Source organism: Streptomyces nitrosporeus (genome assembly GCF_008704555.1).
In the GTDB taxonomy this organism is placed as follows: Bacteria; Actinomycetota; Actinomycetes; order Streptomycetales; family Streptomycetaceae; genus Streptomyces; species Streptomyces nitrosporeus.
Genome location: NZ_CP023702.1, coordinates 2,431,931 through 2,458,597 on the forward strand (window position 1 = coordinate 2,431,931; position 26,667 = coordinate 2,458,597).

25 protein-coding genes are annotated in these 26,667 nt (G+C 71.5%); 13 read left to right on the forward strand and 12 right to left on the reverse strand.

The features are described from left to right. Positions 1–31: 31 nt before the first annotated feature. The gene (locus CP967_RS10475; RefSeq protein ID WP_150487720.1) at positions 32–514 is read right to left on the reverse strand and encodes a MarR family winged helix-turn-helix transcriptional regulator; all 483 of its coding nucleotides are present in this window, start codon (positions 512–514) and stop codon (positions 32–34) included. A 251-nt stretch (positions 515–765) separates the two neighbouring features. Here CP967_RS10475 and CP967_RS10480 point away from each other — a divergent pair, with 251 nt between their 5' ends. Next, positions 766–1,611, forward strand: a complete 846-nt coding sequence (locus CP967_RS10480) for a lysozyme (protein WP_150487721.1) — start codon at positions 766–768, stop codon at positions 1,609–1,611. A 217-nt stretch (positions 1,612–1,828) separates the two neighbouring features. Beyond that, positions 1,829–2,581, forward strand: a complete 753-nt coding sequence (locus CP967_RS10485) for a polysaccharide deacetylase family protein (protein ID WP_150491785.1) — start codon at positions 1,829–1,831, stop codon at positions 2,579–2,581. Positions 2,582–2,697: 116 nt separating this feature from the next. On the opposite strand, the gene lon is transcribed toward CP967_RS10485, so the two are convergent. Continuing rightward, entirely contained in the window at positions 2,698–5,121 is a 2,424-nt protein-coding gene (gene lon, locus CP967_RS10490; RefSeq protein WP_150487722.1) for an endopeptidase La, read from the reverse strand. A 361-nt stretch (positions 5,122–5,482) separates the two neighbouring features. Here lon and CP967_RS10495 point away from each other — a divergent pair, with 361 nt between their 5' ends. The 5 genes from CP967_RS10495 to CP967_RS10515 all read left to right on the forward strand — a co-directional run bounded on the left by CP967_RS10495 (position 5,483) and on the right by CP967_RS10515 (position 12,674). After that, complete coding sequence (locus CP967_RS10495) at positions 5,483–6,163, forward strand: spermidine synthase family protein (protein WP_150487723.1); 681 nt, start codon at positions 5,483–5,485, stop codon at positions 6,161–6,163. Positions 6,164–6,397: 234 nt separating this feature from the next. After that, positions 6,398–7,135 (forward strand): response regulator transcription factor, encoded by a 738-nt coding sequence (locus CP967_RS10500; protein ID WP_150487724.1) that lies wholly within the window; start codon positions 6,398–6,400, stop codon positions 7,133–7,135. Beyond that, positions 7,132–8,208: a HAMP domain-containing sensor histidine kinase gene (locus tag CP967_RS10505; RefSeq protein ID WP_150487725.1), complete on the forward strand. Its 1,077-nt coding sequence runs from the start codon at positions 7,132–7,134 to the stop codon at positions 8,206–8,208. Before CP967_RS10500 ends, CP967_RS10505 begins: the two co-directional genes overlap by 4 nt. Before the next feature lie 258 nt (positions 8,209–8,466). Continuing rightward, positions 8,467–12,270, forward strand: a complete 3,804-nt coding sequence (locus CP967_RS10510; protein ID WP_150487726.1) for a multifunctional oxoglutarate decarboxylase/oxoglutarate dehydrogenase thiamine pyrophosphate-binding subunit/dihydrolipoyllysine-residue succinyltransferase subunit — start codon at positions 8,467–8,469, stop codon at positions 12,268–12,270. Between the two features lie 224 nt (positions 12,271–12,494). After that, entirely contained in the window at positions 12,495–12,674 is a 180-nt protein-coding gene (locus CP967_RS10515; RefSeq protein ID WP_014048295.1) for a DUF6104 family protein, read from the forward strand. A 183-nt stretch (positions 12,675–12,857) separates the two neighbouring features. On the opposite strand, the gene CP967_RS10520 is transcribed toward CP967_RS10515, so the two are convergent. Continuing rightward, entirely contained in the window at positions 12,858–13,730 is an 873-nt protein-coding gene (locus CP967_RS10520) for a hypothetical protein (protein ID WP_150487727.1), read from the reverse strand. A 161-nt stretch (positions 13,731–13,891) separates the two neighbouring features. Between CP967_RS10520 and CP967_RS10525 the strand changes: the two genes are divergently transcribed. Together CP967_RS10525 and CP967_RS10530 are read left to right on the forward strand one after the other, a co-directional pair. Beyond that, entirely contained in the window at positions 13,892–14,749 is an 858-nt protein-coding gene (locus CP967_RS10525) for a DUF4097 family beta strand repeat-containing protein (protein ID WP_150487728.1), read from the forward strand. 1 nt (position 14,750) lies between these two features. Then, a complete protein-coding gene (locus CP967_RS10530) occupies positions 14,751–15,719 on the forward strand; it encodes a PadR family transcriptional regulator (protein ID WP_150487729.1) in 969 nt (322 codons plus the stop codon). Between the two features lie 252 nt (positions 15,720–15,971). Here the strand turns inward: CP967_RS10530 and CP967_RS10535 are convergent, their stop codons facing one another. The 5 genes from CP967_RS10535 to CP967_RS10555 all read right to left on the reverse strand — a co-directional run bounded on the left by CP967_RS10535 (position 15,972) and on the right by CP967_RS10555 (position 19,935). Further along, on the reverse strand, positions 15,972–16,544 hold the full coding sequence (locus tag CP967_RS10535) for a Clp protease N-terminal domain-containing protein (protein WP_150487730.1): 573 nt from the start codon (positions 16,542–16,544) through the stop codon (positions 15,972–15,974). Next, a complete protein-coding gene (locus CP967_RS10540; RefSeq protein ID WP_064068547.1) occupies positions 16,544–16,753 on the reverse strand; it encodes a helix-turn-helix domain-containing protein in 210 nt (69 codons plus the stop codon). The genes CP967_RS10535 and CP967_RS10540 overlap by 1 nt, the downstream gene beginning before the upstream one ends. Before the next feature lie 31 nt (positions 16,754–16,784). Then, complete coding sequence (locus CP967_RS10545) at positions 16,785–17,444, reverse strand: GNAT family N-acetyltransferase (RefSeq protein WP_150487731.1); 660 nt, start codon at positions 17,442–17,444, stop codon at positions 16,785–16,787. Beyond that, positions 17,444–18,409: a zinc-binding dehydrogenase gene (locus CP967_RS10550; RefSeq protein WP_150487732.1), complete on the reverse strand. Its 966-nt coding sequence runs from the start codon at positions 18,407–18,409 to the stop codon at positions 17,444–17,446. The genes CP967_RS10545 and CP967_RS10550 overlap by 1 nt, the downstream gene beginning before the upstream one ends. Before the next feature lie 296 nt (positions 18,410–18,705). After that, positions 18,706–19,935: an NAD(P)-dependent malic enzyme gene (locus CP967_RS10555; RefSeq protein ID WP_150487733.1), complete on the reverse strand. Its 1,230-nt coding sequence runs from the start codon at positions 19,933–19,935 to the stop codon at positions 18,706–18,708. Positions 19,936–20,458: 523 nt separating this feature from the next. On the opposite strand from CP967_RS10555, the gene CP967_RS10560 reads away from it, so the two are divergent. From CP967_RS10560 to CP967_RS10570, 3 genes are read left to right on the forward strand one after another with little or no spacing between them, the layout of a single operon-like run. After that, positions 20,459–21,421, forward strand: coding sequence for an ABC transporter substrate-binding protein (locus tag CP967_RS10560; protein WP_150487734.1), 963 nt, complete (start codon positions 20,459–20,461; stop codon positions 21,419–21,421). 27 nt (positions 21,422–21,448) lie between these two features. Beyond that, entirely contained in the window at positions 21,449–22,417 is a 969-nt protein-coding gene (locus CP967_RS10565) for an amino acid ABC transporter permease (RefSeq protein WP_373300316.1), read from the forward strand. Then, entirely contained in the window at positions 22,414–23,175 is a 762-nt protein-coding gene (locus CP967_RS10570; RefSeq protein ID WP_150487735.1) for an amino acid ABC transporter ATP-binding protein, read from the forward strand. Before CP967_RS10565 ends, CP967_RS10570 begins: the two co-directional genes overlap by 4 nt. 110 nt (positions 23,176–23,285) lie before the next feature. On the opposite strand, the gene CP967_RS10575 is transcribed toward CP967_RS10570, so the two are convergent. The 3 genes from CP967_RS10575 to CP967_RS10585 form a co-directional block, all read right to left on the reverse strand. Continuing rightward, positions 23,286–24,068 (reverse strand): hypothetical protein, encoded by a 783-nt coding sequence (locus CP967_RS10575; protein WP_150487736.1) that lies wholly within the window; start codon positions 24,066–24,068, stop codon positions 23,286–23,288. Next, complete coding sequence (locus CP967_RS10580) at positions 24,065–24,565, reverse strand: SigE family RNA polymerase sigma factor (RefSeq protein WP_150487737.1); 501 nt, start codon at positions 24,563–24,565, stop codon at positions 24,065–24,067. Before CP967_RS10580 ends, CP967_RS10575 begins: the two co-directional genes overlap by 4 nt. A gap of 140 nt (positions 24,566–24,705) precedes the next feature. After that, the gene (locus CP967_RS10585) at positions 24,706–25,479 is read right to left on the reverse strand and encodes a class I SAM-dependent methyltransferase (RefSeq protein ID WP_150487738.1); all 774 of its coding nucleotides are present in this window, start codon (positions 25,477–25,479) and stop codon (positions 24,706–24,708) included. Between the two features lie 76 nt (positions 25,480–25,555). On the opposite strand from CP967_RS10585, the gene CP967_RS10590 reads away from it, so the two are divergent. Further along, positions 25,556–26,185 (forward strand): CGNR zinc finger domain-containing protein, encoded by a 630-nt coding sequence (locus CP967_RS10590; protein ID WP_150487739.1) that lies wholly within the window; start codon positions 25,556–25,558, stop codon positions 26,183–26,185. Here the strand turns inward: CP967_RS10590 and sodX are convergent. After that, on the reverse strand, positions 26,089–26,544 hold the full coding sequence (sodX, locus tag CP967_RS10595) for a nickel-type superoxide dismutase maturation protease (RefSeq protein ID WP_150487740.1): 456 nt from the start codon (positions 26,542–26,544) through the stop codon (positions 26,089–26,091). The genes CP967_RS10590 and sodX overlap by 97 nt on opposite strands. Positions 26,545–26,667 lie beyond the last annotated feature (123 nt).

Below are 26,667 nucleotides of genomic sequence, written 5' to 3' on the forward strand. Positions count from 1 at the left end.
GGAGGCGGCCGGGCCGGGGACGGCGGCTCCCTCAGCTCTCCGCCCGTGCGTTCAAGTGGTGCAGCAGGCGGGCCAGTTCCGCCACCTCCGTACGGTCCCAGTCCGCCAGCTTGCTGGCGTACCGCAACCGCCGGGCGTCACGGACCCGCCGGAAGCGGGCCAGCCCCTCGCCGGTCAGCCGGACGAGCGAGACCCGCCCGTCGGCCGGGTCACTCTCACGGGACACCAGACCGAGCTCCTCCAGGGCGCGCAGCTGCCGGCTCATGGTCGCCCTGCCGACACCGAAGTAGGCGGCGAGGTCCGTGGGGCGCTGCCGGTCCGCCGACTCCAGGCGGACGAGCAGCCCGTAGGCACCTGGCTCCAGGTCGGGATGGACCTCGCGGGCCATCTCCCCGGAATTGGCCCGCGCCCGGCGCAGGAAGACCGCCAACTCGCGCTCCAGCTCCAGGAATTCCTGGTCCACCCCGCTCCGGCCCGTCGCGCCGGGTTCACTCCCGCTTCCGCTCCCGTGCACGTCAGCACCCCTCGTACGCTTTCGGGCCGATGAAAGTTTCCGTCCACCGCGGCCATCACCGCAGCTCGGCCAGTATTTCGCAGGAGTAGACCTTAGGCGGAGCCCGGGCCCTCTTCCGCAAGGGCTGTCTACGTGCGTAGAGTCGAAATGCCGAGGTGGCATGTCCACACCATGGCGCACGCCGTTCAGGAGTGTCCCGCACCCGCTCCTGGGTCATGAGCTCCCCCCACCGAGCCTTCGGAGGCATCCAGATGCCCGTGCACAGATCCGGAACCGCAAAGACGCTCCGCCCGCGCCTCGCCGCCGCGGGCACGCTCCTCTCCGCCCTCGCCCTGCTGCTCACCCTCCCCGGGGCGGCGTCGGCGGCCGACAGCTCCGTCATCCCCGAGCGGGGTACGGCGAGGATGGGCCAGGGCGTCATCGCCCATGACGGCCAGAAGGGCGGCGCCGCGCCCATAGGCACCGCCGCCGTCCAGACCGAAGGGGTGGACGTCAGCAGCCACCAGGGCAACGTCGCCTGGTCGACGCTGTGGAACAGCGGCGTGAAGTGGGCCTATGTGAAGGCCACCGAGGGGACCTACTACAAGAACACCTACTTCGCGCAGCAGTACAACGGGTCGTACAACGTCGGGATGATCCGCGGCAGCTACCACTTCGCCACCCCGGACACCACCAGCGGCGCGGCCCAGGCCAACTACTTCGTGGACAACGGCGGCGGCTGGTCCAGGGACGGCAAGACCCTGCCCGGCGTGCTGGACATCGAGTGGAACCCGTACGGAGCGCAGTGCTACGGCAAGACCCAGGCCGGCATGGTGGCCTGGATCCGCGACTTCGTGAACACCTACAAGGCGCGCACGGGCCGGGACGCGGTGATCTACACCGCGACCAGCTGGTGGACGACCTGCACCGGCAACAACGCGAGCTTCGGCACCACCAACCCGCTCTGGGTGGCCCGCTACAACACCACCGTCGGCGAACTCCCGGCCGGCTGGGGCTTCTACACGATGTGGCAGTACACCTCGTCCGGTCCCACCGTCGGCGACCACAACCGCTTCAACGGCGCACTGGACCGCGTCCAGGCCCTCGCGAACGGCTGAGGAGACCCGCGGGCGGCGATCCCCCCGCACCCGCCGGGCCCCGGTGACCGCCCCACGGTCACCGGGGCCCGGCCGCGTCCGGCCCGGCCGCGCCATCCGCCAGTGGCGCACCGCCACCCCGCTATGCATCATGTGTATACGCTCTATGTATAGTCACGGCGTGCCGCGCCACGGGGGTGCGGACCGGTTCCGGGAGTGACGTGCTGTGCCCAGAGAGATGACGCCGCGCGGTCGCAGGTTGACCGCCGCGCTTGTGACGGTCCTCACCTTCGCGCTGGCCGGCTGCACGATGGAGACGACCGCCCCCGGCGCGGCACGGGGCGACGCCGCGTCCGACGCCAAGGGCGAGTTCGGGCCGGTGGACTGCCGCGAGGCGAAGTGCATCGCGCTGACCTTCGACGCGGGTCCGGGCGAGGACACCCCGCGGCTCCTGGACATCCTCAAGGAGGAGAAGGTCCCGGCGACGTTCTTCCTGCTGGGCAAGAAGCACGTGCTCAAGTACCCCGAGGTGGTGCGCCGCATCGCGGCGGAGGGGCACGAGGTCGCCAACCACACCTGGACCCACCGGATCCTGACGGACCACGAGCCGGAGGAGATCCGGGCCGAGCTGGAGAGGACCCAGCTGGCGATAGAGGAGATCACCGGGAAGAAGCCCCGGCTGATGCGCCCGCCGCAGGGCCGCACCGACGACACCGTCTCCCGGATCAGCAAGGAGCTCGGGCTCTCCCAGGTCCTGTGGAGCGCGACCGCCAAGGACTACTCCACCGAGGACCCGGCGCTGATACGGAGGCGGATCCTCGACCAGGCGGACAAGGACGGGATCATCCTCCTGCACGACATCTACAGGGGGACGGTCCCTGCGGTACCCGGCATCATCGGCACGCTGAAGGAACGCGGCTACACCTTCGTGACCGTCCCCCAGCTGATGGCCCCCGCCGAGCCGGTACCGGGCACGGTCTACCGCCCCTGAGCCCCGCCGGGGCCCCGGGCCGGCCGGCACACGCGACGGCCCGCCCTCCCCTCCGGGAGGAACGGGCCGCCCGTACCGGCCGTGCGCGGGGTGCCGCGCCCGTCACCGCGTGGCGCCTACGCCGCGGCCGGGATCCTGTCCCCCGCCGTGGCCGGGGCGAGGGCGATCTCCAGCACCTGGCGGACATCGGTCACCGGGTGCACCTCCAGGGTGTCGAGGACCTCGGCCGGGACGTCGTCCAGGTCGGCCTCGTTCCGCTTGGGGATCACCACGGTGGTGATCCCGGCCCGGTGGGCGGCGAGCAGCTTCTGCTTCAGGCCGCCGATCGGCAGCACCCGCCCGGTCAGCGAGACCTCGCCGGTCATCGCCACGTCCGTGCGGACCAGCCTCCCGGAGAGCAGCGAGGCCAGCGCCGTCGTCATGGTGATACCGGCGCTCGGGCCGTCCTTGGGGACCGCGCCCGCCGGGAAGTGGATGTGCGCTCCCCGGTCCTTGAGGTCGGCGACCGGAAGCTCCAGCTCCGCACCGTGCGACCGCAGGAAGCTCAGGGCGATCTGCGCGCTCTCCTTCATGACGTCGCCGAGCTGGCCGGTCAGGGTCAGCCCGGACGCCCCGGTCTCCGGATCGGCCAGCGACGCCTCGACGTACAGCACGTCGCCGCCGGCGCCGGTGACCGCCAGCCCGGTGGCCACGCCCGGCACCGCGGTACGGCGCTCGGCCGGGTCCTGGGCGGACTCGGGTACGTGGTGGGGCCGCCCGATCAGCCCCCGCAGGTCGACCTCGGTCACCGTGAACGGCAGCTCGCGGTCGCCGAGTTCGTGCTGGGCCGCGATCTTGCGGAGCAGCCGGGCGACGGCCCGCTCCAGGTTGCGCACGCCCGCCTCGCGGGTGTACTCGCCGGCCAGCTTGCGCAGCGCCGGCTCGTCCAGGGTGACCTCGTCCGCCTCCAGGCCGGCCCGCTCCAGCTGGCGCGGGAGCAGGTGGTCACGGGCGATGACGACCTTCTCGTCCTCGGTGTAGCCGTCCAGCCGGACCAGCTCCATGCGGTCGAGCAGGGCCTCCGGGATGGCTTCGAGGACGTTGGCGGTGGCCAGGAAGACGACGTCGCTGAGGTCGAGGTCGACCTCCAGGTAGTGGTCGCGGAAGGTGTGGTTCTGGGCGGGGTCGAGCACTTCGAGCAGGGCGGCGGCGGGGTCGCCGCGGAAGTCGGAGCCGACCTTGTCGATCTCGTCCAGCAGGATGACCGGGTTCATCGAACCGGCCTCCTTGACCGCCCGCACGATACGGCCGGGCAGCGCGCCGACGTACGTACGCCGGTGGCCGCGGATCTCCGCCTCGTCCCGGACACCGCCGAGCGCGACCCGCACGAACTCACGGCCCATGGCGTGCGCGACGCTCTCGCCGAGCGAGGTCTTCCCGACGCCGGGCGGGCCGACCAGGGCCAGCACCGCGCCGCCGCGCCGGCCGCCGACGACACCCATCCCCCGGTCGGCACGCCGCTTGCGCACCGCGAGGTACTCGGTGATGCGCTCCTTCACGTCCGTCAGCCCCGCGTGCTCGGCGTCCAGGACCTCTTGGGCGCCCCTGATGTCGTAGGCGTCCTCGGTCCGCTTCGTCCAGGGGAGTTCGAGGACGGTGTCCAGCCAGGTCCTGATCCAGGAGCCCTCGGGGCTCTGGTCGGAGGCGCGCTCCAGCTTCTCGACCTCCTTGAGCGCGGCCTCACGGACGTGCGCGGGCAGATCGGCGGCCTCGACGCGGGCCCGGTAGTCGTCGCCCTCGCCCTCCGGGTCGCCGTTGAGCTCGGCCAGCTCCTTGCGCACCGCCTCCATCTGGCGGCGCAGCAGGAACTCGCGCTGCTGCTTGTCGACGCCCTCCTGGACGTCCTTGGCGATGGACTCGGCCACGTCCTGTTCGGCGAGGTGTTCGCCGAGCCACTGGATGGCCAGCTTCAGCCGGGCGACCGGGTCGGAGGTCTCCAGCAGCTGCACCTTCTGGGCGGTGGTCAGGAAGGGCGAGTACCCGGAGTTGTCGGCGAGGGCGGAGACGTCCTCGATCTGCTGGACCCGGTCGACGACCTGCCAGGCCCCGCGCTTCTTCAGCCAGCTGGTGGCGAGCGCCTTGTACTCCTTGACCAGCTCGGCGACGGAACCGGGCAGGGGGTCGGGCACGGCGGCGCCGGTCCTGGTGCCCTCCACCCACAGCGCGTTCCCCGGCCCGCTGGTCCCGGCGCCGATCCGCACCCGGTCCCGGGCCCGGATGAGCGCGCCGGGGTCACCGTCCGAGAGCCGGCCGACCTGCTCGACGGTGCCGAGCACCCCGGTCCCGGTGTAGTTCCCGTCGATGCGCGGCACCAGCAGCACCTCGGGCTTGCCGCCCTCCGGCCGCGCGACGGCCTGGGCGGCCTCCACGGCGGCGCGCACCTCCGGGTCGGACAGGTCGAGCGGGACCACCATTCCCGGCAGGACGACCTCGTCGTCGAGAGGCAGCACGGGCAGGGCGATCGGCTCGAAAGCCTCGGACGTGTGGGACTCGGCAGTCATGATCTCCCCTTCGGCAGACAAGTTGAGCTATGCCGACTCAATGCTTGTGAGCCCCGGAATGTTCCCCACCCCGTGTTCGCTCTCAGCGATCACAGGTCCTCACCCCCGCACGAGGCCCCGCACCCCCTCCGCACACGCTTCCGTACGAGGCCCCGCAGGACCGCGCACCCCGGTCCGCCGCTCCCAGGGCAGCGCCGGGCGCGGTCCCGGCATTCCCGGACCCCGCGCCGGCGGGCGGCCCGAAGGGGACATGAGCCCGGCCGCCGGGCGGGCGGCGGAAAAGGCGCGGCCCGGAGGGCCGGTCCCGGAGAGGATGGGCGGACGACGACAGCCGCACGACCGGAGACCGGAGACCGCACTGATGCCCGCCACGGACGCCCGCACCCCCGTCACCCTCGACCGGCACGAAGGGCCCTACGGAGAGGTGGTGCTGCGGGAGCGCGGCGGCCACTTCGAGATCATCGCCAACGGGTGCTTCCTGATGGACACCTCCGACGGACGGTCCGAGCGCCTGCTGGTCGACGCGGCGCTGGCCGCGCTGCCCGGCGGGCGCCCGGAGCCCGCCCTGCTCATCGGCGGCCTGGGGGTCGGCTTCTCCCTGGTGCGCGCCGCCGGCTCCCGCTGGGGCAGGATCGTGGTCGTCGAACGGGAGCAGGCCGTCGTCGACTGGCACCTGGAGGGCCCGCTGGCCCGGATCTCCGAAGCCGCCCTCGCCGACCCGCGTACGGAGATCCTCCGCACAGACCTCGTCGCCCACCTCCACACCACTACGGAGCGTTACGACGCTCTGTGTCTGGACATCGACAACGGGCCCGACTGGACGGTCACCGAGGACAACGGAAGTCTCTATTCCGCCACCGGTCTGGCGGCCTGCCGGGCCCGTCTGACGCCCGGCGGGGTGCTCGCCGTGTGGTCCGCACAGCCTTCCGCCGCGTTCGAGGAAGCACTGCGGAATGCCGGGTTCCACGCGGTACGGACCGAAGAAGTAGCCGTTGCCCGAGGTGTTCCGGACGTGGTCCATCTCGCACTGCGCGGGGACTGAACCCCCTCCCCGTACGCACGGTCCCGCTCTCCCGCCGCGAAAGCGCCGTACGGGTGCCGGGCGGCCCCCTCCGCGGGGGCCGCTCCCGCGGACCGGACAACACCCTGCGTAGCCGAGAGCCCTCTTCTCCCCTTACGCTGCTGAGCGGTACAGGGGCTGTGACCCACGAAATCCACGAGCGAAAACCGTGTCCCGGGGGGAATGGCCTCCGCGAGAACGGGCAGGGGCGGGGCGATGGAACAGACACACACCACCCACAACGGCGTCGCGGCCACCCCCGGGGCCCAGCGCCGGGTCCTGGTGGTCGAGGACGACGCGACGATCGTCGATGCCGTCTCCGCCCGTCTGCGGGCCGAGGGCTTTCTGGTGCAGACCGCACTGGACGGGCCCGCGGCCGTGGACGCGGCCGAGGCATGGCAGCCGGACCTGATGGTGCTCGACATCATGCTTCCCGGCTTCGACGGCCTGGAGGTCTGCCGCCGGGTGCAGGCCCAGCGGCCGGTGCCGGTGCTGATGCTCACCGCACGGGACGACGAGACCGACATGCTGGTCGGGCTCGGGGTCGGCGCCGACGACTACATGACGAAGCCGTTCTCCATGCGCGAGCTGGCCGCGCGGGTGCACGTCCTGCTGCGGCGGGTCGAGCGCGCGGCGCTGGCCGCCGTGACGCCGCGCAGCGGCATCCTCCGGCTCGGCGAGCTGGAGATCGACCACGCGCAGCGCCGGGTCCGGGTGCGCGCCGACGACGTCCACCTCACGCCGACCGAGTTCGACCTGCTGGTCTGCCTGGCCAACACCCCCCGGGCGGTGCTCTCCCGGGAGCAGCTGCTGGCCGAGGTGTGGGACTGGGCCGACGCGTCCGGCACGCGCACCGTCGACAGCCACATCAAGGCGCTGCGCCGGAAGATCGGCGCCGAGCGCATCCGTACCGTGCACGGTGTCGGCTACGCCCTGGAGACCCCCGCGCCATGACCCGGCCCGGTTCCGGACTGCGGCCCTTCTCCATCAAGGCGAAACTCGGCACACTCGTCGTGATCTCGGTGTTCATCACCACGGGTCTGCTGATCGTCGCCCTGCGGACCCGGACCGAGTTCCGGTTCATCACGGTGTTCTCGGTGATCGCGACCCTGCTGATCACCCAGTTCGTGGCCCACGGCCTGACCGCGCCGCTGGACGAGATGCGGGCGGTGGCCCGGTCCATCTCGCACGGCGACTACACGCGGCGGGTGAGCGGCGCGGGGCGCCGCGACGAACTCGGGGACCTCGCCCGGACGATCAACCGCATGGCGGACGACCTGGAGGCGGAGGACCGGCACCGCAAGGAGCTGGTGGCCAACGTCTCCCACGAGCTGCGCACCCCGATCGCCGCGCTCAGAGCCGTGCTGGAGAACGTGGTGGACGGGGTGTCCTCCGCCGATCCCGAGACGATGCGCACCGCCCTGAAACAGACGGAGCGGCTCGGCGGCCTCGTGGAGACCCTGCTGGACCTCTCCCGCCTGGACAACGGCGTGGTGGCGCTGAAGGCCCGCCGCTTCGAGGTGTGGCCGTACCTGTCGGGCGTACTGAAGGAGGCCAACCTCGCGGCCTCGCAGCGCCGGCTCTCCTCGGGCTCCGGCAACCACTCCCGCACGGACGTGCACCTCCACCTCGACGTGTCACCGCCCGAACTGACGGCCTACGCGGACGCGGAACGCCTGCACCAGGTGGTCGCCAACCTCATCGACAACGCCGTCAAGCACAGTCCGCCGCACGGCAGGGTGACGGTGCTGGCGCGGCGCGGGGCCTGCCCCGAGTCGCTGGAGCTGGAGGTCGTCGACGAGGGGCCGGGCATCCCGGAGGCCGAGCGCCACCGGGTCTTCGAGCGCTTCAACCGGGGGCAGGTCCCGTCCCCGCACGGCCCCGGCAGCGACGGCGGCACCGGTCTGGGCCTCGCCATCGCCCGCTGGGCCGTGGATCTGCACGGCGGACGCATCGGAGTGGCCGAATCCGCTCGGGGTTGCCGGATCCAGGTCACTCTTCCAGGGAATCCACAGCTCCGCGGTTGACCGACGGTCCGAACCGGAGGCCCAAGTTCTCCCTTCTGACCAGGGAGGAGATACGGTCCAAGGGGCCGAACCTCGGCCTCGCGTACCGAAGCACGGCGGAACCCCGCTTGTTTCCCGCCATTTCGCGCACCGAAACCTGGCTTCCAATGTGATGTGCACGACGAAGACCAGGCCGGGCCTGCACGTAACGGCTTGGGAGGCGTAGCCTTGATTTCCGCTGTCCATCACCTTGTGAAGCGGAAGAGGGCGGTTGCCGCCGTGTCGTCTCAGTCCCCCAGTAACTCAAGCATCTCGACCGATCAAGAAGCTGGCTCCGGGTCCAACCCGGCGGCCGCGTTCGGCCCCAATGAGTGGCTCGTCGACGAGATCTACCAGCAGTACCTCCAGGATCCCAATTCGGTCGACCGCGCCTGGTGGGACTTCTTCGCCGACTACAAGCCGGGCACGTCCGGCACGGCGGACAAGCCCGTCCCCACGGTCCCGGTGACCCCGGCTCCGACCGCGACCCCCGCAGCCCCGGCCGCCGCCGCACCGGCGAAGGCCCCGGCGCCCGCGCCCGCCGCACCCGTGAAGGCGGCCCCGCCGGCCGCCGCCGCCCCGGCGAAGCCGGCTCCCGCGAAGGCAGCCCCCGCGAAGCCGGCCGAGGCCGCGCCCGCTCCGGCGGCGAAGGCCGACGCCTCCACCGAGGCCCCGGCCGGCCCCGAGTACGTGACGCTGCGCGGCCCGTCCGCGGCCGTGGCGAAGAACATGAACGCCTCGCTGGAGCTGCCGACGGCCACGTCCGTCCGCGCCGTCCCGGTGAAGCTGCTGTTCGACAACCGCATCGTCATCAACAACCACCTCAAGCGCGCCCGCGGCGGGAAGATCTCCTTCACGCACCTCATCGGGTACGCCATGGTGCAGGCCCTCAAGGCCATGCCGTCGATGAACTACTCCTTCGCGGTCAAGGACGGCAAGCCGACCCTGGTCAAGCCGGAGCACGTCAACCTCGGCCTGGCCATCGACCTGGTGAAGCCGAACGGCGACCGCCAGCTCGTCGTCGCGGCCATCAAGAAGGCCGAGACCCTCAACTTCTTCGAGTTCTGGCAGGCCTACGAGGACATCGTCCGCCGTGCCCGCGTCGGCAAGCTGGGGATGGACGACTTCACCGGCGTCACCGCCTCGCTGACCAACCCCGGCGGCATCGGCACCGTGCACTCGGTGCCCCGCCTGATGCCCGGTCAGGGCCTCATCATGGGCGTCGGCGCGATGGACTACCCGGCCGAGTTCCAGGGCACCTCGCAGGACACCCTGAACAAGCTGGGCATCTCCAAGGTCATGACCCTGACCTCGACGTACGACCACCGGGTCATCCAGGGCGCCGCGTCCGGCGAGTTCCTGCGGGTCCTGGCCCAGCTGCTGCTCGGCGAGAACGACTTCTACGACGAGATCTTCAAGGCGCTCCGCATCCCCTACGAGCCGGTCCGCTGGCTCAAGGACATCGACGCCTCGCACGACGACGACGTCACCAAGGCCGCGCGGGTCTTCGAGCTGATCCACTCCTACCGGGTCCGCGGCCACGTCATGGCCGACACCGACCCGCTGGAGTACCGCCAGCGTAAGCACCCCGACCTGGACATCACCGAGCACGGTCTCACCCTGTGGGACCTGGAGCGGGACTTCGCGGTCGGCGGTTTCGCCGGCAAGACGATGATGAAGCTCCGCGACATCCTCGGTGTCCTGCGTGAGTCGTACTGCCGCACCACCGGCATCGAGTTCATGCACATCCAGGAGCCGAAGGAGCGCAAGTGGCTCCAGGACCGGGTGGAGCGCCCGCGTCCGGCCCCGGAGCGCGAGGAGCAGCTGCGGATCCTGCGCCGCCTCAACGCCGCCGAGGCGTTCGAGACGTTCCTGCAGACCAAGTACGTCGGCCAGAAGCGGTTCTCGCTGGAGGGCGGCGAGTCCGTCATCCCCCTGCTCGACGCGGTCATCGACTCCGCCGCCGAGGCCCGCCTCGACGAGGTCGTCATCGGCATGGCCCACCGCGGCCGCCTCAACGTCCTGGCGAACATCGTCGGCAAGTCGTACGCCCAGATCTTCCGGGAGTTCGAGGGCAACCTCGACCCGCGGTCGATGCACGGCTCCGGTGACGTCAAGTACCACCTGGGCGCCGAGGGCACCTTCACCGGGCTGGACGGCGAGCAGATCAAGGTCTCGCTGGCCGCCAACCCCTCGCACCTGGAGGCGGTCGACCCGGTCCTGGAGGGCATCGCCCGCGCCAAGCAGGACATCATCAACAAGGGCGGCACGGACTTCACGGTCCTGCCCGTGGCGCTCCACGGCGACGCGGCCTTCGCGGGCCAGGGCGTCGTCGCCGAGACGCTCAACATGTCGCAGCTGCGCGGCTACCGCACCGGCGGCACCGTGCACGTGGTGATCAACAACCAGGTCGGTTTCACCGCCGCCCCGGAGTCCTCGCGCTCCTCGATGTACGCCACCGACGTGGCGCGCATGATCGAGGCGCCGATCATCCACGTCAACGGCGACGACCCGGAGGCCGTGGTCCGCGTCGCGCGGCTCGCCTTCGAGTACCGGCAGACGTTCAACAAGGACGTCGTCATCGACCTCATCTGCTACCGCCGCCGCGGTCACAACGAGGGCGACAACCCGGAGTTCACCAACCCGCAGATGTACACCCTGATCGACAAGAAGCGCTCGGTGCGCAAGCTGTACACCGAGTCCCTCATCGGTCGCGGCGACATCACGCTGGAAGAGGCCGAGCAGGCGCTCCAGGACTTCCAGGGGCAGCTGGAGAAGGTCTTCGCGGAGGTCCGCGAGGCCACCTCCGCCCCGGCCCAGCCGCATGTCCCGGACGTCCAGGCGGAGTTCCCGGTCGCCGTGAACACCGCGGTGACCTCCGAGGTCGTCAAGGTGATCGCCGAGTCCCAGGTGAACATCCCGGACACGGTCACCGTGCACCCGCGCCTGCTGCCGCAGATGCAGCGCCGGGCCGCGTCCGTGGAGAACGGCACGATCGACTGGGGCATGGGCGAGACCCTGGCCATCGGTTCGCTGCTGATGGAGGGCACCCCGGTCCGGCTCGCCGGCCAGGACAGCCGCCGCGGCACCTTCGGCCAGCGCCACGCGGTCCTCGTCGACCAGAAGACCGGCGAGGACTACACCCCGCTGCTGTACCTGACGGACGAGCAGGCACGTTACAACGTCTACGACTCGCTGCTCAGCGAGTACGCGGCGATGGGCTTCGAGTACGGCTACTCGCTGGCCCGCCCGGAGTCGCTGGTGATCTGGGAGGCCCAGTTCGGTGACTTCGTCAACGGCGCGCAGACCGTCGTGGACGAGTTCATCTCCTCGGCCGAGCAGAAGTGGGGCCAGACGTCCGGCGTCACGCTGCTGCTGCCGCACGGTTACGAGGGCCAGGGCCCGGACCACAGTTCCGCCCGCCCGGAGCGCTTCCTCCAGCTGTGCGCGCAGAACAACATGACGGTCGCGATGCCGACCCTGCCGTCGAACTACTTCCACCTCCTGCGGTGGCAGGTGCACAACCCGCACCACAAGCCGCTGGTCGTCTTCACCCCGAAGTCGATGCTGCGCCTGAAGGCCGCGGCGTCGAAGGTGGAGGAGTTCACCACGGGCGGGTTCCGTCCGGTCATCGGCGACGACTCGGTCAAGCCGGAAGCCGTCCGCAAGGTCGTCTTCTGCGCGGGCAAGCTCTTCTACGACCTGGACGCCGAGCGGGTCAAGCGCGGCGACACGGAGACGGCGATCATCCGTCTGGAGCGCCTGTACCCGCTGCCGGGTGCGGAGGTCCAGGCCGAGATCGCCAAGTACCCGAACGCCGAGAAGTACCTGTGGGCCCAGGAGGAGCCGGCCAACCAGGGTGCGTGGCCGTTCATCGCGCTCAACCTGATCGACCACCTGGACCTGGCCGTCGGCGCCGACGTGCCGCACGGTGAGCGCCTGCGCCGCATCTCGCGTCCGCACGGCTCGTCCCCGGCGGTCGGTTCGGCCAAGCGCCACCAGGCCGAGCAGACCCAGCTGATCAACGAGGTCTTCGAGGCCTGACCGGCTGTCGTGTCCGGAGAAGGGCCCGGCCCCCGCGGTTCGTCCGCGGGGGCCGGGCCCTTCGGTGTGGTGGCGCGCCCCTCGTGGCCGGGCGCACGGGCGGCGCTTCCCCCGCGGCGCCTTCGGGGACAATGTCCCGGGGACGGTGCGCGAAGGGCGCACGCCCTACCCTTGCAGGTAGTCGCAGGCAGGACGACGACAGATCACCCGGAGCGAGCACAGGCATGTATTTCACCGACCGTGGTATCGAGGAACTGGAGAAGCGGCGCGGCGAGGAGGAGGTCACCTTCGAGTGGCTCGCCGAGCAGCTGAGGACGTTCGTCGACCTCAACCCCGACTTCGAGGTCCCCGTCGAGCGTCTGGCGACGTGGCTGGCCCGGCTGGACGACGACGAGGACGAGTGAGCGGGCGCCTCGCGCCCCGCGTCACCGCGCGACCGGGCGCCCGCGGCCTCGGGGCCGGGCACCCGGGGCCCCTGTGCCGGACGGTGCGCTGAGGCCGGACGGTGCGCTGAGGCCGGACGGCCTGCCGGGGCCGGGGGCCGTGCCGGGGTCAGGGGCGTGCTGAGGTCAGGGGCGTGCCTGGGTTCACCGCCCCGGTAGTCCTCGCGGGTCGCGTTCCGCCCCGGCCCTGAACCGGTCGTACGCCAGTCCCAGCACTCCCTGTACGAGCAGCAGCAGGCCGGCCGTGGTCCAGCCGCCGCTGCGTCTGCCCATGCCCCACAGGGTGAGCGGCAGGCCCGCGGCGATCTGTGCGGTGGCCACGGCGCGCGCTCTCGGGCCGCGCATCCAGGGACCGAGTCCGGAGCTCTCGACGACGTCGAGCTCCACCTGGACGGCATCGCGCCAGCCGCCCCATTCGATGCGTTCCGCCTTCGGGTGCACCTCGGCCGCGGTACGCAGCCGGTCGGCCGGCGCGCCCGGGACCAGTCCTGCGGGCAGGGCCACTCCGGCGCGGGTGAGCACGGCGAGCAGTCCGCGCAGCCGGGCGGCGGCGTCCGACTCCGGGTCCTGGCGGGTGAGTTCCTCCAGTTCCTGGAGGTCCATGACCGGGTCGAGGCCCAGGCGCACCGCGAAGGTGCGCATGGCCTCGTCCTCGCCGGCCGGGGTGCCGTCGGCCAGCCAGACGTAGCCGACCGGGCGGCGGAATCCCGCGGCCAGGGTGTATCCGGCCCGGTCACCGTCCCACCACAGCGCCAGCACCGGCCAGGGCGAGCCGACCGCGAGCGCGGTGGCCCATCCGCCCATGACCCGGTCGACGGGCTCGCTCTCCGTCTCCGGGCCCGCGTGTCCCTGTTCGACGGGGCCGGGGCGCCACGGCTTCCCCTCGGGGACCAGCACGCTCCAGCCGGTCCCGGCGGGCAGGAGCAGCATGTTCTCCCGCAGCAGATGAGCCGGCGGCCGCACGGTCTCGGGGTCGGTCCGGCACAGCAGAAGCGCGCCCACGGATCTTGTGCTCATGCTCATACGCTAGGTCAGTTTGCCCATCCAAGGTGCCATTTGTACCTATATCGACCATGGCAGGCCCCATGGATCACCCTTGACTTACGCGATCCGCGATATATCGTGTTCATCAGAGACGCGATATGTTGCGTGATGCCACGCTCCAGGAGGTCAGACCCATGCCTGAATCCACGTGGACCGTCGCCGAGCCCCGGAAGCTCACCTTCGACGACCCCGTGACGACGCTCCGTGTGCGCGTCGTCGACGGCGTGGTCAACGTCGTGGGGACCTCGGAGCCGACGGCGCGGCTGGAGGTCTCGGAGATCAACGGCCCGCCCCTGGTCGTCACCCAGCGGGACGGTGTGCTGACCGTGGCGTACGAGGACCTGCCGTGGAAGGAGTTCCTGAACTGGCTCGACCGCCGGGCCCCACGGCGGCGGGCGGTGGTCTCGCTCGCGGTACCGGCCGGGTCCGCGGTGGAGGTCGGCGTGATCGGTGCGGGGGCCGTCGTCTCCGGCGTCCACGGGCGCACGGAGGTGCGGGGCGTCGGCGGTGACGCCACACTCGTGAGGCTCTCCGGGCCGGTCCGCGCGGAGACCGTATCCGGCAGCCTGGAGGTCCAGGCCATGACCGGTGATCTCCGCTTCCACTCCGTGTCGGGCGACCTCACGGTCGTCGAGGGCGCCGGGTCCTCGGTGCGGGCCGACACGATCAGCGGGGACATGGTGCTGGACCTCGACACCTCGGCGGAGCCGACGGACATCAGCCTGACCACGGTCAGCGGTGAGATCGCGATCCGGCTGCCGCATCCGGCGGACGCGAAGGTGGAGGCGAACACCACCACCGGCGCGGTCAGCAACGCCTTCGAGGACCTCCGGGTCAGCGGCCAGTGGGGCGCGAAGAGGATCACCGGCAAGCTGGGGGCGGGCACGGGCCGGCTGAAGGCCACCACCGTCTCCGGTTCGATCGCCCTCCTGCGCCGGCCACCGGCCCAGGAGGCCCCCCAGGATGCCGAGCCGACCGGAAAGGTGCTCTGACATGGCTCCCGTTTTCGCCCACGGCCGACTGCGCCTGTACCTCCTCAAACTGCTGGACGAGGCCCCTCGCCACGGGTACGAGGTGATCCGCCTCCTGGAGGAGCGCTTCCACGGCCTGTACGCCCCGTCCGCGGGCACCGTCTATCCGCGGCTGGCCAAGCTGGAGGCCGAAGGGCTGGTCACCCACGCCACGGAAGGCGGGCGCAAGGTCTACTCCATCACCGACGCGGGCCGGGAGGAGCTGGCGGGCCGCGGCGGCGAGCTGGCCGACCTGGAGCTGGAGATCCGCGAGTCGGTCTCGGAGCTGGCCGCCGAGATCCGTGACGACGTGCGCGGCGCCGCGGGCAAGCTGCGCAGCGAGATGCGCGCGGCGGCCTCCCGGGCCCAGCAGGGGCAGGGCGGCCCCGGGGAGGACGGGGCACCGGAGGCCGGGGAGAGCGACGCCTGGCGCATCGCGAAGGAGGAGCTGCGCAAGGCGAAGCAGGAGTGGAAGGAGCAGGCCCGCAGGGCGAAGGCCGAATCACGCCGGGCCCGCGAGGAGGCCGACCGGGCCCGCCGCCAGGCCCAGGAAGCACACGAGAAGGCCCGGGAGCAGATGCAGAGTGCCGCACGGCAGGTGCAGGAGCACTTCGCGCGCGGCGACTGGCCGTCCGGTGTGCGGGAGGGACTGGCCGAGATCACCGGCCAGCTGGGCAACTTCGCGAGGACCGGTTCCTGGCCGACGTTCACCGCGCCCGATCCGGCCGAACCGGACATCGAGTGGGCCGCCGACGCCCGGACCACCGGCGATCCCGCCCGCGACCTGGACCGGCTGCTGGACCGCTTCCGCGACGACATCAGGGACACCGCACGGGACTGCGGTATCGACGAGCACCGGCTGTCGGAGACCCGGCGCCACCTCTCCACCGCCGCCGCCCGCATCGAGACGCTGCTCCGCTCACCCGCCGACGACACCTCGCACCCGCGGTAAGGGGGCCCGGCGTGCGCGGCCGGGGCGGGGACACCGTGTGGCCGGCCCGGCCTGCCCCGGCCTGCCCCGGCCACACGGTCCCGGCGGGCACACCCGTCCAGGCGGGCGTACACCCGACCCGGGACCGCGGGGACCGGGCCCGGGTACACGGGGGCACACCGGGCCCGGAGAAACGAGGTCCGGGGCACGGGGCACACCGGGCCCGGGAGGACGGGCTCCGGGGCGCACCGGGCCCAGGTCCGTGTCGGCGTCTCAGCCGGCCTCGGCCCTGCCTTCTCCCCCGGTCCCGTACAGCGCCCGTTCCACCGCCGCGTAGGTCGCACCGTGGTCCGCGAGCGCATCGGCGACGATCCCGGGGCTCGCCGTCAGCGCCAGCAGGATGTGCTCCTCCCCGATGAAGCGGTCACCCCGGCCGAGGGCGACGCGAAGGGATTTCTCCAGGATCTTCTTGGCGCCCCCGGTGAAGGGGCGTCGTCCCTGCCGCCGGCGGCGGCCGGAGCGGTCAGCGGCGAGGGCCCCCTCCCCGTGCGCCCCCTCGATCCGGGCCACGATCTCGTCGACGTCGACCCCGATACCGGCGAGCGCTTCCGTGTCCGCCTTGGTCAGGCCGCCACGCCGGCGGGCCTCTCCGAGCGCCGCCTCCAGCGACGCCCGGCGGTCGGTGAGCCCCAGCGCGGTGACGGCGAAGGCCGACCTGCCGTCCCGCTGGTCCAGCAAGGACAACAGCAGGTGTTCCTCGGTCACCGAGTCCGCGCCGGCCTGCTCGGCATGGGTCACCGCCCCGGTCACCGTGGCACGAGCCGCCTGGGTGAATCGCTCGAACATCAACGCCTCCCGTACTTCTTGTGTACGGCCTGCCGGCTGACGCCCAGCTCGGCGGCGATCTCCTGCCACGACCAGCCCTGCGCACGGGCGCTCCTGACCTGGACGGCCTCAAGTTGTTCCAGCAGCCGCCGCAGCGCGGCGACGGCCCGCAGCCCGACCCTCGGGTCGCGGTCACCGGCGCGCGCGGCGAGATCCGTTGCTTCCGTCATGACGTCAACGTACGTTGACAGAGAGGGGACGTCAACCCCAGTTGACATAATCGGTGGCGAGACGGGCGTGCCGCTCCACGTCGTACCGGGTGTCCCTGTAGCGCAGTTTCGCCCGTTCGATGCCTTCCGCCGGGAAGCCGGCCCGGCGGGCCACCGCGCAGGAGGCCGGGTTGTCCGTCCGGTGTCCGAGTTCCAGCCGGTACAGCCCGAGCTCGTCGAAGGCCCAGCGGGCGAGGGCCCGCACACCGGCCGTGGCCACCCCGGTGCCGCGTGCGGTCCCGGTGGTCCAGTAGGACACCCAGCCGGATCCGTGGACCCTGTCCACGGCGGACACGGACACGCTCCCGAGGGGCTCCCCGCCCCGGACGACGGCCCAGGTGAAGGCGGTGCCGGCCGCGCGCTCCCGCTCGCGGCCGGTGATCCAGTCCCGCGCCTCGGCCGGGGTGGTGACCGGGCGGCCGCCCGACTGCCGGGACATCTCCTTCGGGGCGAAGGCCCGCAGCACAGCGGCCACGTCCTCCGCCCGCCAGGGCCGCAGCACGAACCCCCCGGATGCGCGCGGCTCGCCGCCCACCGCCACCGGACCACCGGCCCGCTCCCCCGCCGGGCCGACGGACCGCTCCCCTGCCGGACCGCTCCCCGCCGGACCACCGGCCCGCTCCCCCGTGAGGCCGCCGGCCTCTTCCGGCATCACGATGTGGTCAGCACGATCTTCCCGAACAGCTCTCCCGCCGCGAGCCGCTCGAAGCCCTCCCTGGCCCGGTCCAGCGGCAGGGTCCCGTCGATGACGGGCCGTACGCCGGTGGCGGCGCAGAACGACAGCAGGTCCTCCAGTTCGTCCTTGGACCCCATCGTGGAGCCGACGACCTTGAGTTCCAGGAAGAAGATCCGGGTCAGCTCCGCGTGGGAGGGGCGGTCGCCGCTGGTCGCGCCGGAGATGACCACGGTGCCCCCGGGCCGCAGCGACTTCACCGAGTGGGACCAGGTCGCGGCCCCGACGGTCTCGATGACGGCGTCGACCCTCCTCGGCAGCCGGGCACCGGGCTCGTACGCCTCGACGGCCCCCAGTTCGACGGCCCGCTCACGCTTCGCCTCGTCACGGCTGGTGGCGTACATCCTGAGGCCGGCGGCCTTGCCCAGCACGATCGCGGCGGTGGCCACCCCGCCGCCCGCGCCCTGGACGAGTACGGAATCCCCCGGGCGCACACCGGCGTTGGTGAACAGCATCCGATAGGCCGTCAGCCAGGCCGTGGGGAGGCAGGCGGCCTGCTCGAAGGTGAGCTCCCTGGGCTTGGGCAGGACGTTCCAGCTCGGCACGGTGACCAGTTCGGCGAAGGTGCCCTGATAGCGCTCGGTGAGGATGGACCGCGGTTCGCCGGGGCCGACCCCGTGGCCGCTCTGGCCGATGACGGAGTGCAGGACGACCTCGTTGCCGTCCTCGTCGATCCCGGCAGCGTCACAGCCGAGGATCATGGGCAGCTTGTCCTCGGCGAGCCCCACCCCGCGCAGGGACCACAGGTCGTGGTGGTTGAGCGAGGCGGCCTTGACCCGGACGGTGGTCCAGCCGGGCCGCGCCCCGGGGGCAGGGCGCTCACCCAACTCCAGGCCGTCGAGAGGCTGGTCGCGGTCGATGCGTGCGGCGTAGGCGGCGAACATGGCCACGACCCTAGGGGGTGACACGCCGTGACGTAACCGTTCGATGGTGTGACACAGACCCCAGTACGCCCGATGGCCCGGCGGGCGGGCCGACCGGCCGGCCGGCCGGAGCAGGAGCGGGGGCGGGAGCCGGGCGGGACCGGTGGTGCCCTCGTCGCGGAGGAGGCCGCGCCCTCACCGGGAGGCGGCGTCCTCACCGCGGCGGGAGGCAGAGACCGGCGCCCCTGCCTCCCGCGGCCCCGCATACACGAAGGGCGGGCGGACACGGTCCCGTGCCCGCCCGCCCTCCACGGTGATCAGCGCCGCGCCACGCCCTCGGCACGGGCCGCCGCCGCCACCGCGGCGGTGACCGCCGGTGCGACCCGCTCGTCGAACGGGGACGGGATCACGTAGTCCGCCGCCAGCTCGTCACCGACGACGTCCGCCAGTGCCTTCGCCGCGGCGATCTTCATGCCCTCGGTGATCCGGGAGGCCCTGACCTGGAGGGCGCCCGCGAAGATGCCCGGGAACGCCAGCACGTTGTTGATCTGGTTCGGGTAGTCCGACCGGCCGGTGGCCACCACGGACGCGTACTTGTGCGCGACGTCGGGGTGGACCTCCGGGTCCGGGTTGGCCATGGCGAAGACGAACGCGCCCGGCGCCATCGAGGCGACGGCCGCCTCCGGCACGGTGCCGCCGGAGACGCCGATGAACACGTCGGCGCCCGCCAGGGCCTTCTCCAGCGGGCCGCTGACACCGGCCCGGTTGGTGAGCCCGGCCAGCTCGCGCTTGACGTCCGTGAGGTCGTCGCGGTCCCGGCTGACGATGCCCTTGCGGTCGGCGACGGCGATGTCGCCGATACCCGCCTCCAGCAGGAACTTCGCGATGGCCACACCGGCCGCGCCCGCGCCGGAGATGACACCGCGCAGGTCGCCGAGGGTCCGGCCGGAGAGCTTCGCGGCGTTCCGCAGGGCGGCGAGCGTCACGACGGCCGTACCGTGCTGGTCGTCGTGGAACACCGGGATGTCCAGGCGCTCCTGGAGCTTGCGTTCGATCTCGAAGCACCGGGGCGCCGAGATGTCCTCCAGGTTGACACCGCCGAAGGACGGCGCGAGCCGCACCACGGTCTCGACGATCTCGTCCGCGTCGGTCGTGGCGAGCGCGATCGGAACCGCGTCCACCCCGCCGAACTGCTTGAAGAGGATCGCCTTGCCCTCCATCACGGGGAGGGACGCCTCGGGACCGATGTCCCCGAGGCCGAGCACGGCGGTGCCGTCGGTCACGACGGCGACGACCTGCGACTTCCAGGTGTAGTCGTGGACCAGCTCGGGCTTTTCGGCGATGGCGCTGCACACCTTGGCGACGCCGGGCGTGTACGCGAGGGAAAGGTCGTCCTTGTCACGGATCGGGACGGTGGCCTGCACGGCCATCTTCCCGCCCCGGTGCAAGGCGAAAGCCGGATCGAACGGCTCGTCCGCACCGATACCGTCCGCGCCGGCGGTGCCGGCCGTGCTGTCGCTGCGAGGATTGACGATCTCCGCTGCCATTGTGTTGACCCCTTAAGTCTTCATCATTTGAGGGTGGCCACTCCTGGTTGAGGAGGGGTGGGCGGGCACCGCGTACGTTTCCGGCCCCGGGCGGTCGTCCCGCCCTCCCGGCCGGAGAGGTGTACGCGCGGGCGCGCCGCACACGCGCCCTGAGCCCCGGATGAGGGGTGTAAAGGTCTTTCTTACCTGACGGACCAGGCCCGGGACGAGTCCATAACAACGCGGTGACATGACTCATAGTCGAATATCTGGACAAGTCCACTAAGGGACACAAAGGTCGTCCACGGGTCGAGACGTGCTGGAGATTCTCCGGCGGGGCGCTCGAATACCGAGAGATGATCCGGCCTTGCGGCACAAGCCCGTTGAGGTCCGGGGGTCGCCCGTTACCCGATTTTGACATGCCCGGCCCCCTGAATGGGCCCGTCCGAATGGCAAGATGCCCTAATCACACAAGGTGGCGACACTCGAAGGTGCGTGCGTGCCCACCTGACCAGCCTTCCCTCACCGCCGGAGGACACCGACCATGACCGCAAGCACCATTCGTCGTACGACCGCGAAGTCCCGGATTGCCGCGGTCTGCGCGGTCGCGGTCGCCGGCACCCTGCTGCTGACCGCCTGCGGGGACCAGACCGACGACGCGGCCACCAAGACCGGTGACGGTGCCACCGCCGAGAACAGCGCGCCGCTCTTCGACAAGCTCCCCGAGAAGTACCAGAAGTCGGGCGTGATCAAGGTCGGCACCAACGCCGAGTACGCCCCCATGGAGTCCGTCGAGAACGGCAAGATCGTCGGTGTGGACCCGGACATCGCCGCGGCTCTCGGCGAGAAGCTCGGTGTGCGGTTCGAATTCACCTCCGGCTCCTTCGACGGCCTGATCACCGCTCTGAACACCGGCCGCCACGACATCGCCATGTCGTCCATCACGGACAACAAGCAGCGCCAGGAAGGCCTCGACGACAGCGGCAAGAAGCTCGGCAAGGGCGTCGACTTCGTCGACTACTTCCTGGCCGGCACCGCCGTCTACACCAAGAAGGGCAACCCCGAGGGCATCAAGTCCATCGAGGACCTGTGCGGCAAGGGCGCGGCGGTCCAGCGCGGCACCACCTACGAGGAGGCCCTGGAGAAGCAGTCCAAGGCCTGTACGGACGGTGGCGAGAAGGCCGTCGACATCCAGTCGTTCGAGAACGACACCGAGGCCCAGACCCGTGTGAAGTCGGGCGGCGCGGTCGCGGGCGTCAACGACTACCCGGTCGCGGTCGACCTGGCCCGCAAGGCCGGCGGCGGCAACGACTTCGAGGTGGTCGGCGAGCAGGTCGACGCGGGCCCGTTCGGCATCGCCGTGAACAAGGACAACACCGAGCTGCGCGACGTCCTGAAGGAGGCCGTGGACGCGATCATCGCCGACGGCTCCTACCAGAAGGTGCTCGACAAGTGGGGTGCCGGCACCGGCGCGATCCCCAAGGCCGTCATCAACGGCGGCAAGTGACCGGCGCACCCCCGGAGGGCAGTCACCGTGACTGACATGTTCGACAAGGCGCCCGGCGGCCCATCGGCCGCCGGGCCGCCCGTCTCCAAGGCCGCCACCGTCGCACCGGAGACCATCAGAGCCGTTCCCGTGAGGCACTACGGCCGCTGGATCAGCGGTGTGGTCGTCGTCGCGCTCCTCGCCGCCCTCGTGTACGCCTTCTCGCAGGGCGACATCCAGTGGCAGGCCGTCCGGGACAAGCTGTTCGACGACGCCGTGCTGGCCGGCGCCGGACGCACACTGATGATCAGCGTGCTCGCCATGGTCCTCGGTGTGGCCCTGGGCGTGGTCCTCGCCGTCATGCGGCTCTCGAGGAACCCGGTGACCAGCTGGGTCGCCTGGCTGTACATCTGGTTCTTCCGCGGCACCCCGGTCTACGTACAGCTGCTGCTCTGGTTCAACCTGGCCCTGGTCTTCCCGGTCCTCAACATCCCGCTCGTCTACAAGGACGAGATGACCGACGTGATGACCCCGTTCATGTGCGCCCTGCTGGGGCTCGCGCTCAACGAGGCCGCGTACATGGCGGAGATCGTCCGGGCGGGCATCCAGTCGGTGGACGAGGGCCAGACCGAGGCCTCGCACGCGCTCGGCATGACCCAGGCCAAAACCATGCGCCGCGTGGTGCTCCCGCAGGCCCTGCGGGTGATCATCCCGCCGACCGGCAACGAGTTCATCAACATGCTGAAGACCTCGTCCCTGGTCTACGCGGTCACCTACAACGAGCTGCTGCGCTCGACCTCGCAGATCGGCTCCACCAGCTACGCCGTGATGGAGATGCTCTTCGTCGCCTCGATCTGGTACATCGTGATGACGAGCGTGTTCAGCGTGGGCCAGTACTACCTGGAGCGCCGCTACGCCCGGGGCACCCTGCGGAGCCTGCCGCCCACACCGTTCCAGCGGGTCCGGCTCGCGCTCACCTCCTTCAGCAACCGCCCCTCGGGAGGTGTCTCCTCATGACCGCCATGGTGAAGGCCGAGGGCGTCCACAAGTCCTTCGGCACGGCGCACATCCTCAAGGGCATCGATCTGGAGGTCGCCCCGCGGGAGGTCTTCTGCCTGATCGGCCCGTCCGGTTCCGGCAAGTCGACGTTCCTGCGGTGCATCAACCACCTGGAGAAGATCAACGCGGGCCGGCTGTACGTCGACGGCGACCTGGTCGGCTACCGGCAGAAGGGCGACAGGCTCTACGAGCTCAGGGACAGCGAGGTCGCCCTGCAGCGCCGGGACATCGGCATGGTCTTCCAGCGCTTCAACCTGTTCCCCCACATGACGGCCCTGGAGAACGTCATGGAGGCCCCGGTCCAGGTCAAGGGCGAGGCCAAGGCCGTCGCCCGGGCGCGCGCCGAACGGCTCCTGGACCGTGTCGGCCTTTCGGACAAGGCGAGGAACTACACTTCCCAGCTCTCCGGCGGACAGCAGCAGCGGGTGGCCATCGCCCGCGCGCTGGCGATGGAGCCGAAGCTGATGCTCTTCGACGAGCCGACCTCGGCCCTCGACCCGGAGCTGGTCGGTGACGTCCTGGACGTCATGCGGGGCCTGGCCGAGGACGGCATGACGATGATCGTCGTCACCCATGAGATGGGCTTCGCCCGCGAGGTGGGTGACGCGCTGGTCTTCATGGACGACGGTGTGGTGGTCGAATCCGGCCATCCTCGCGACGTCCTGACGGACCCGCAGCACGACCGGACGAAGTCCTTCCTGTCCAAGGTGCTGTGACCCGGGCACCGGCCGTACGCGAAGAGGGCGGCACGGGCTCCGGCCCGCGCCGCCCTCCCGCGCACCACGCCGGCACGCCCCGGGCGTCCGGCCGCTCCCCCTGCGCTCCCCTACGCGCCCGGCAGCAGCTCCGGCCGCCGCATCAGCGCGCGCAGCGCGTCCTGGCCGAGAGGCGGGCTCTTGAGCAGGGGGCCCTGCGACCGCTCACCGAGGTAACCGCTGCTGGCCCGCACGCCCAGCAGGGACCCGTCCTCCAGGCGCAGCCGCCCGACGGTCTCCGGGCCCCACCGCGGTGTGCCGCCGTCCCCGTACTCCATCGCGTCGCTCCAGGTCGTCAGGACACCGCCGTCCGGGAGTTCCTCGCGCACGCAGCCGGTGACGGGCGGCTCCTTCCCCCGCCGCACACAGATGTCGTCCTGCGGGGCACCGCCGAGCTTCCTTCCGGCGGCCGCGCTGTCCATGAAACGCACGACGAGGTAACCGACGCCGCCGTCCGCACGGATCATGTACTCGCCGTCCAGCGGCCCCGCGTACGTCGTCTCCGCCTGTTCCGGCGTCGCGTTCTTGATCAGCACGGCCAGGGAGACCTGCTCGACGCTCCCCGTACCGGGCGGCAGCAGCGCCTCGACGCGGCCGGCCCTGCCGCTCGTGCCGGTCTCCCCGGCCCGGCCGGCCCGCTCCGCCGCCACGGAGGACTGTTCGGCACCCGTCCCGCCGGTGACCCGGGGAAGGCCGACCGCCCCGGCCGCGACCACCGCGAGCGCGGCGGCCGACACGGCGGCCCGGCGCCGGAACCGGAGCCTGGCGGCCCGGACGTACACCGCCTCCGTGGAGACCGTGGGCCTGCCCGCGTCCTCGGCGGCCCGCTCCAGCAGTTCCCGTACGTCGTTCATACGAATTCCTCCGCCTTGTCCGCCATCTCGGCGCGCAGCGCCGCCAGCCCCCGGGCCGCGTGGCTCTTGACCGTGTTCTCCCGCATGCCGAGCGTCCGGGCCGTGGCCTCGACGCTCAGGTCCTCCCAGTAGCGCAGCACCAGCACCGCCCGCTGCCTGGCCGTGAGCCGCGCGAGCGCCGCCCGGACCACCAGGCCGGTGTCCGTGTCGGCCGGTGCGCCGGCCCGCTCGGGCAGTTCCCCGTACGCCTGTTCACGCCGCCAGAAGCGGCGGCGGCTCGCGATGAAGGTGTTGACCAGGGTCTTGCGCGCGTACGCCTCGATGTTGTCGAGCCGGCCGTGCCGTCTCCCGCCGAGCACCACCTTGACCAGCGCCGACTGGACGAGGTCCTCCGCCTCGTGCCGGTCGCCGCACAGCAGGTAGGCGCTGCGGAACAGCGAGGTGCGGCGGTTCTCCACGAAGGCGTACAGCGCGGCATCGTCCTCGATCCGCGTCATCGGCATCCCTTTCCGGGTCCGCGGGTGCGGACCGTCCCACCCTTCCAGTGCGGTGGGCCCGGCGGGGGGTTGCGGGCGGAGGGACGGGAAACGGGAGAGGGGCGGCACCGGGCCGCCCCTCTCCCGCCGTGTCCGGCCCCCTACTTCAGGGCGAGGACCAGGCTGTCCGACGGGGAGCACCAGACCGGCCGTGCCTCCGCGAAGCCGGAGGCACGCAGGGTGCGCGCGTGCCACTCGGGGGACGGCATGTCACCGTCGGCGTGGTCGCCGTAGATGCGGAAGCGCTCGGCGGTCGGTTCCGCCAGGACCGGGTCCGCGGCGGCCAGCGCCCACCACTGGGACCAGTCCACGGCACCGCCGGCCCGGGCGCGGTCCATCGCGGCGTGCCGGTGGGCGCGTTCGGCGGCGTTGATGCGGGGCGTACCGGTGTCGATCATGTGGTCGGCGTTCATGAACACCCCGCCCTCACGCACCAGGTGGCCGATCTGCCCGTACAGTGCGGCCAGCGGCTCGCTGTGCAGCCAGTGCAGGGCCGTGGCGGTCAGGACGGCGTCGTACGAGGTGTGCGGGAGCCGTTGCGTCCAGGCGGGGTCCTTGAGGTCGGCGGTCACGAAGGTGACCCGGCCGTCCCCCTCGAAGGTGCCGCGGGCGATGGCGAGCAGGGCGGGGTCCAGGTCGACACCGGTGCTGGTGGCCTCGGGGAACCGCGCGAGGAGGCGGTCGGTGATACTTCCCGTACCGCACGCCAGGTCGAGGACCCTCGGTGCGGGCCCCACCACGGCCTCCACCATGTCCAGCATCACCCGGAACCGCTCCTCGCGGTCCGGCATGTACCACTCCTGCTGCCGGTCCCAGCTCGCCTGCCAGGACCGCCAGTCGGCACCCACCGGTGTCTCCGTCACCAGAACCTCCATGTAATACCCTCGAATCCATGTCAGCCATTACGCTGGCCGACAACGCGACCTTAGACCCACGCCGTAAGGACTACAAGTGGAACTGGCCTATTACTCGGATTACGCCGTGCGTCTGATCAACACCGAGGAGCCGGCCCGCAACAAGGACTCCCTCACCACGGTCGAGGCGGTACGCGGCCTCTTCGGCGCCGGCGCGCAGGCCGCCAGACGCGCCACGGACGCGGACGTGACGCGCTTCCGCGCCGTGCGCGCACGGCTGCGCGCGGTGTTCGAGGCGGCCGACGGCGGCGACGAGACGCTCGCGGTGGACCTGCTCAACTCACTGCTGCTGGAGTTCCCGGTGAGCCCCCAGATCAGCGGCCACGACGTGCGCGACTCGGACGGGAAACCGGACTGGCACATGCACCTGGCCGACCACCCCTCGAACGCGACCGCCGGTTTCGCCGCCATCGCGGCGATGGGCCTGGCCTTCCACCTCACCTCGCACGGCGCGGACCGGCTCGGCCTGTGCGAGGCGGCCCCGTGCCGCAACGCCTACCTCGACACCTCCACCAACCGCTCCCGGCGCTACTGCTCCGACCGCTGCGCGACCCGTGCCAACGTGGCGGCCTACCGGGCCCGCAAGCGGCTGGAGACGGAACGGTCCGAGGAGACCCTGCGCACCGCGGACAGCGCCCAGCCGAGCATCCCGAACAGCGACCGCTGATCCGCCCGCGGCGGACGGTAACGGACACGCACCCTGGCCAGGACCAGCTCCTCCGGCACGGCCCCGTAGTCCGTACTGTCGCCGCCCGCGTACGCGTTGTCGCCCAGCACCCACCACGCGCTGCCACGCCGTTCGGCCGCCCGCTTCACCACCAGCAGGTCCTGCTGGAACGGATGACGCAGGATCACCACGTCCCCGGGACGCACCGGCGCCCCGTACCGCACGAGCAACCAGTCCCCGTGGTAGAGCGTGGGCACCATGGACGGCCCCGTCACCTCCACCACCTGGAACGCCCCGCGCGCCGACCGCCCGCGCCCTGGTCCTGGACCCGACCCCGGCCCCCGCATCAGCTCCGGCATCCGTGGCACCTCCCGTTCCGTCCTCCGGTACACCCTCGTGCGCACCGCCTCGTACAACCGGCCGGTGATCCTGCCCCGGCCCTGGACTTTTGACCTAAGCCCATGGGGGCAGGCGCAAAAACC